General features: G+C 54.7%; 6 protein-coding genes. 5 read left to right on the top strand and 1 reads right to left on the bottom strand.

All coding sequences use genetic code 11. The annotated features are described in order from the left end of the window. From C4885_RS16825 to C4885_RS14900, 5 genes are all read left to right on the top strand, one after another. On the top strand, positions 1-209 hold a 209-nt coding region (locus tag C4885_RS16825), incomplete at its 5' end, for a hypothetical protein (protein WP_207657604.1). Beyond that, positions 206-697, top strand: coding sequence for a MarR family winged helix-turn-helix transcriptional regulator (locus C4885_RS14885; protein WP_158538923.1), 492 nt, complete (start codon positions 206-208; stop codon positions 695-697). The genes C4885_RS16825 and C4885_RS14885, both read left to right, overlap by 4 nt. A gap of 232 nt (positions 698-929) precedes the next feature. Next, entirely contained in the window at positions 930-2,693 is a 1,764-nt protein-coding gene (locus C4885_RS14890; RefSeq protein WP_114001090.1) for an ABC transporter ATP-binding protein, read from the top strand. Next, positions 2,686-4,614: an ABC transporter ATP-binding protein gene (locus C4885_RS14895; RefSeq protein WP_114001091.1), complete on the top strand. Its 1,929-nt coding sequence runs from the start codon at positions 2,686-2,688 to the stop codon at positions 4,612-4,614. Before C4885_RS14890 ends, C4885_RS14895 begins: the two co-directional genes overlap by 8 nt. A gap of 307 nt (positions 4,615-4,921) precedes the next feature. Continuing rightward, entirely contained in the window at positions 4,922-5,965 is a 1,044-nt protein-coding gene (locus C4885_RS14900; RefSeq protein ID WP_114001092.1) for an RICIN domain-containing protein, read from the top strand. 191 nt (positions 5,966-6,156) lie between these two features. On the opposite strand, the gene C4885_RS14905 is transcribed toward C4885_RS14900, so the two are convergent. Next, complete coding sequence (locus tag C4885_RS14905) at positions 6,157-6,708, bottom strand: manganese efflux pump MntP family protein (RefSeq protein ID WP_114001093.1); 552 nt, start codon at positions 6,706-6,708, stop codon at positions 6,157-6,159. Positions 6,709-6,804 lie beyond the last annotated feature (96 nt).

Raw genomic sequence — 6,804 nt, forward strand, 5'->3', positions numbered from 1 at the left:
TTATCTGCGCTTTTGGCTTGGCATCTGCCGCACCTCGCTCGCCGTATCGGCACTTAGAATTATGCGGTATTGCCTTAACAATTTTCTTTGAAAATAATTACATCCCGCTGGTTGACAAACCGGCGGGATTTGTTTATAATCATACTGTTTCAAATCGAACTGTTTTAATTCAAACAATTAACAATCAAACGAATTGGAAAGTGAGGTGATCCAAACGCAGAACCGCAACCAACAGGAAGACCACGGCTTTGTGCATGTGGGCCGCACCTTAAACTATGCCGCGCGGGAAATTTCCTGCGCGCTGGATGCGTACATCAGCACCAGGGTCAGCCCGGAGCTGACCGGTATGCGCGGTATGGTGCTGGGGTTTTTGATGCAGGAAACGGAAAGCGGCAAGCAAATCTACCAGCGTGATCTAGAAGCCCGGTTCCACACCAACCGTTCCAGCATTACCACCATGCTGCAGGGCATGGAGCAGTCCGGCTTTATCACGCGGGAAGTTGTCGCCAAAGACGCCCGGCTCAAAAGCCTGGTTCCGACCGAGAAAGGCCGCCAATGCGCCGCCGCCATCCACCAGTGCATTTCGGATTTTGAGCATGACCTGCAAAACGGGGTCAGCGCGCAGGAACTGGAAGCTATCCAGGGCACCCTGCACAAGCTGATTGAAAATGCAAAAGCCATCCGCGGCAAAAATTAAGGCGTATCTGAAAAGTCAAAGATTTGGTCTATTTCTATAAGCGCAACCGGATTTTGCGTTAAAAAGCCTTGGAATATACAAAGGATTCCTGCGGCTCCTTGCCTTAAATCCTGCTTGTGTTTGCGAAATATCCGTTATTTTCTTTGTTTTCAGACACACCCCAAAGTGTTCCGCAATGCTTTGGCTTAAGAAGTTCAGGCGCTGCCCCGGGCAGCCAAACAGGAGATACTATATGTTTAAGTCACTTTACAAAGAAACAGAGGGGTTCCGGCTGGTTTCCATCCTGACCCCTTTGTGCATGATCGGCGAAGTGGTGATGGAAATGATCATCCCCAAGCTGATGTCCTCCATCATTGATGATGGCGTTACCGCCGGCAATCTTTCCCACATTTACCGCATTGGCGGCTGGATGATCGTGGCAGCGGCCTTTGGCCTGCTGTTCGGCGTGCTGGGCGGTGTGTTTGGTGCGCGTGCTTCCACCGGTTACGCCCGCAATCTGCGCCGCTCCATGTACCGCAATATCCAAACATTCAGCTTTGCCAATATCGATAAATATTCCACCGCCGGTCTGGTCACCCGTATGACCACCGACGTGACCAACATCCAGAACGCTTACCAGATGATTTTGCGTATGGCCATCCGTGCGCCGTCCAGCATGGTCATTGCCATGATCATGGCGTTCACCATCAACGCCAAGCTGGCTTCCATCTATCTGGTGGCGGTCATCATTCTGGGCGGCTGCCTGGTGCTCATCATGTCCCGCGCCAGCAACTACTTCTCCGCCGCATTCAAAAAGTACGATGACCTGAACGAGAGCGTGCAGGAAAATGTTTCCGCCATCCGCGTGGTCAAAGCGTATGTGCGCGAAGATTACGAGAGTGAAAAGTTCAAAAAGGCATCCGGCAATGTGCAGGAGTTGCTGCTGCGTGCTGAAAAAGTTCTTTCCTTCAACTCTCCGCTGATGATGGCCACCGTTTACACCTGCATCTTGCTGATTTCCTGGCTGGGTGCCCGCATGATCGTGCTGTCCGGTGCTACCAGCTTTACCACCGGCGAGCTGATGAGCATGCTGACCTACTGCACCAACATCCTGACCAGCCTGATGATGCTGTCCATGGTGTTCATCATGATCTCCATGTCCGCCGCTTCCGCCAAGCGTGTGGCTGAAGTGCTGGAAGAAGAAAGCACCCTGTCCAACGGCGAAAACCCGGTTATGAAAGTTAAGAACGGCGCTGTCCGCTTTGATCATGTCTGCTTCCGCTATAAGGCCGATGGCCGCGATGTGCTGTCTGATATCAACCTGAACATCCGTTCCGGCGAGACCATCGGCATCATCGGCGGTACCGGCAGCGCAAAAACCAGCCTGGTGCAGCTGCTGCCCCGCCTGTATGATACCACCGCCGGTCATGTGTACATTGGCGGCGTGGATGTACGCGATTACGACCTGGAGATCCTGCGCAACAGCGTTGCCATGGTGCTGCAGAAAAACGAACTGTTCAGCGGCACCATTGCCGAAAACCTGCGCTGGGGCAATAAGGATGCCACCGATGCCGAGATCGAGGAGGCATGCAAGCAGGCCTGCGCCGATGAATTTATTGAGCGCTTCCCCGATAAATACAACACCCACATTGACCAGGGCGGCACTAACGTTTCCGGCGGCCAGAAGCAGCGCCTTTGCATTGCCCGTGCTCTGCTGAAAAAGCCCCGCATCCTGATTCTGGACGACTCTACCTCCGCTGTGGATACCGGCACCGACGCCAAGATCCGCAAGAGCTTTGCCGAAAAGATTCCCGGCACCACGGTGTTCATCATTGCCCAGCGTATTTCCAGCGTGGAAAACGCCGACCATGTGATCGTGCTGGATAACGGCAGGATCAGTGGTTACGGTACCCCGGCCGAAATGCTGGCCACCAACCCCATCTATCAGGAAGTTTATAACAGCCAGACCAAAGGCTCCGGCGACTTTGACGAAAAGGGAGGCGATAACAATGGCTGAGCAGAAAGCAAAAGTGGTTAAGGTTGGCCGCGGTGGCCCCCGCGGCCCGCGCCCCAAAGTCCAGAATCCCGGCAAGATCTTCATGCGCATCCTGCGCTATGTGATGGAATGCTACCGCATTCAGGTCGTTGCGGTCGTCATCTGCATTTTTGTCAGCGTGTTTGCCAACGTGCAGGGCACTTTGTTCATGCAGACCTTGATCGATGGCTACATCCTGCCCCTGCTGAAAGAGCAGAGCAGTGATTTTTCCGGCCTGGCCCATGCCATCGCCCGCACGGCAGGCTTTTACGGCATCGGCATTGTTACCGCCTTTGCCCAGGCCCGTATGATGGCTTACGTTACCCAGGGCACCCTGAAGCGCCTGCGCGATGAAATGTTTACCCATATGCAGACGCTGCCCATCAAATACTTTGACCGCAACGCCCACGGCGATATCATGTCGCTGTATACCAACGATATTGATACCCTGCGCCAGATGATCAGCCAGAGCATGCCGCAGCTGCTGAACAGCGCTATTACCGTTGTCAGCGTGCTGGTTTCCATGGTTGTACTCAGCGTGCCGCTGACGGTGCTCACCCTGGTCATGGTCGGGATTATGCTGCTGGTCACCAAGTATCTTACCACCAACTCTTCCAAGTACTTTGTTTCCCAGCAGCGTGATATTGGTGCGGTGAACGGCTACATTGAAGAGATGATGAACGGCCAGAAGGTCGTTAAGGTGTTCTGCCACGAGGAAGAAGCCATTGAGCAGTTTGATAAGCTCAATGACCAGCTGTTTGAAAGCGCGGATAAGGCCAACCGTTACTCCAACCTCGGCGGTCCGGCTAACACCCAGCTGGGCAACCTTTCCTATGTGTTCTGCGCCATGATCGGCGGTGCGCTGGCTCTGTCTGGCATGACAGGCCTGACCCTGGGCAAGCTGGCCAGCTTTTTGACCTTCAACCGCACCCTGAACATGCCCATCAGCCAGATCTCCATGCAGTTCAACGCCATCATCATGGCTCTGGCCGGCGGCCAGCGTATCTTTGACCTGCTGGACGAAAAGCCGGAAGTGGACGAGGGCAAGGTCATGCTGGTCAACGCCAAACGCCTGCCGGATGATTCTGTGACCGAAACCAAGGAGCGCACCAACCTGTGGGCCTGGAAGCGTGTGAACGCCGATGGCAGCGCAGACTACCGTGAACTGAAGGGAGATATCGTCTTTAAGGATGTAGACTTTGGCTATGATCCGGGCAAGATCGTCCTGCATGATATCAACCTGTATGGCCGTCCGGGCCAGAAGATAGCCTTCGTCGGTTCCACCGGTGCAGGCAAAACCACCATCACCAACCTCATCAACCGCTTCTATGATATCCAGAAGGGCACCATTGAGTATGACGGCATTGATGTGACCCATATTCATAAAGACGACCTGCGCGCATCCTTAGGCATTGTTCTGCAGGATACCCACCTGTTTACCGGTACGGTTATGGATAACATCCGCTATGGCCGCCTGGATGCAACGGACGAGGAATGCCGCGCCGCCGCCAAGCTGGCCAACGCCGATGAGTTCATCCGCCACCTGCCGGATGGCTATAACACCACGCTGACCGGCGACGGCACCAACCTGAGCCAGGGCCAGCGCCAGCTGCTTGCCATTGCCCGTGCCGCTGTTGCGGACCCGCCGGTACTGATCCTGGACGAAGCAACCTCCAGCATTGATACCCGCACCGAGCGCCTGGTGCAGCAGGGCATGGACGGCCTGATGTATGGCCGCACCACCTTTGTTATCGCCCACCGCCTTTCCACCGTGCGCAACTCGGACTGCATCATGGTGCTGGAACAGGGCCGCATTATTGAGCGCGGCACCCATGATGAGCTGATTGCCCAAAAGGGCCGTTACTACCGCCTGTACACCGGAAATTTTGCGGAAAACTCCTGAAATAGCCTTTCTGCCGGATAAGTGCGCAACAAAAGCGCAATCGGCATAAAAACGGAAAATCCCCATAAAAATACCGGGAAGGATTCCACCCTTCCCGGCGTTTTTGTGTAAAATGCCGTCACGCCGCACAAAACTTGACGATGTGGGAATAATTGGCTATAATAGAGGAGAACACAAGGAGGCTGAACCAACACAGCACTCCTTTTTATATAGATGACGCTTTGGAGGGGGGCTGCGCAGAACACTGCCAGCCGCAGGCGTACAAAACTGAACAACCAACACGATAAACTGAGAGGAGAGCTTATACATGGCTACCAAGAAAATTGCTCAGACCGTTATTACTGAGGATAAGTTTTATACCATCGCCGCTGCAAACGGCAAGGTTGTTGAAGTAAAGGATTACAACACCGAGAACGGCGCTCAGATCCAGCTGTGGGATAATGCCAACGCCGAATGGCAGCAGTGGAGCTTTGTGCGCGCCGGCGAGGGCGTGTACCGCATCAAGAACCGTTTCACCGGCAAGATGATGGACCTGGATTGCTCCGGCGTGACCGATGGCACCCATGTTCACCAGTGGGAAGGCGCTAACGCTTCCAGCCAGCTGTGGATCGTGGAGCCCGCCAATGATGGCCGCGTAAAGATCAAGTCCAACCTGGCCGGCAAGTGCCTGGACCTGGTCAACATGAACACCGAAAACGGTGCAGTCCTGCAGATCTGGGCCGATGTGAACGGCGATAACCAGTACTGGACCATCAACGAAGTGACCCGCAAGCCCAAGACCAGCGCCAAGGCTACCGCCGCTAAAGCAAAGGCTGAAGTGAAGGCTGCCGCTGAAAGCGCTGCCAAGACCGTTGACGCCGCTGCCAAGGCTGCTGCCGAAGTTGCTACCGAGGTTGTTGACGCCGTGAAGGCTTCTGCCGATAAGCCGGTTGCCGAAACCGCCGCTGAGGTTGTTAAGACCGCCAAGAAGGCCACCTGCAAGACCAGCACCAAAAAGGCTGCCGAGGCTGCTGTGACCACCGCAAAGAAGGCAGCCGAGGCTGCCACTGCCGTTGCTGCCGTGGCCACCGACGCTGTCAAGGAAGTTGCTGAAAAGCCCGCCGTTAAGGCCGCTGCCGATGAAGCTGTGAAGGCTGTAAAAGAAGTTGCCGAAAAGCCCGCTGTCAAGGCTGCTGTGGAAGCTGCCGACAAGGCCGTGAAGGAAGTTGCCGAGAAGCCTGCTGTCAAGGCTGCCGCCAAGGCCGCTGACGAAGCCGTTAAGACCGTTGTGGAAGCTGCAAAGCCGGTTGTTGAGGCTGCTAAGCCTGCTGTAAAGGGCAAAAACTCCCGCAAAAAACACAGCAGAAAGTAATTTATTTTAAAACGTCAGAATACCCCCTGATAAAAAATAAGTTCCGCCCGCAGCACCCCCCGCTGCCGGGCGGGACTTTTTTTGTGCAGGATCAATCCCAAAGAAAACTGCCCGTATCACTCCGGCCAAAAACCGGAAAGGATGCGGGCAGCTGTTTTATCAGAATAACGGAAATAAGAGAAAGCCAAATTTTACAGGAAGCTCTGGATCAAGGTTTTCAGGCCGATCAAAATCAGCACAAGGCCGCCAATGCGCTCCGAAACGGCGCGGTACTTATCGCCAAACGCGGCACCAACCTTAACGCCGATGGCAGACAGGGTAAAGGTGGTGCAGCCGATCAGCAGGGCAGCAACCACAATGTTGGCTTCCATTGCGGCAAAGCCAACGCCAACGGCAAAGGCGTCAATGGAGGTTGCAACGGCCAGCGGCAGCATGGCTTTGGCGGAAAAATCGTTGTCCACAGTTTCATCGCCGCCAAAGCTTTCCCGCACCATGTTTACGCCGATCACAGCCAGCAGGATAAAGGCAACCCAAGGGCCAACGCTGTTGAGCAGGTGCTCGAACCGGGAACCGAGAAAGTAGCCAAAGGACGGCATTATGGCCTGGAACGCGCCGAACCAGGCACCGCAGATCAGCGCGTGGGACAGCTGTACTTTGCGCACCGAAAGCCCCTTGCAGATGGAAACCGCAAGCGCATCCATCGAAAGGCTGATGCCGATCATGATCAAGTCAAACAAACTCATACCCAAATACCTCCAAATTAGGGCAATACCGCATAATTCTAAGTGCCGATACGGCGAGCGAGGTGCGGCAGCTGCTAAGCCAAAAGCGCAGATAAT

The organism is Subdoligranulum sp. APC924/74, assembly GCF_003324125.1.
Lineage (GTDB): Bacteria > Bacillota > Clostridia > Oscillospirales > Ruminococcaceae > Gemmiger > Gemmiger qucibialis.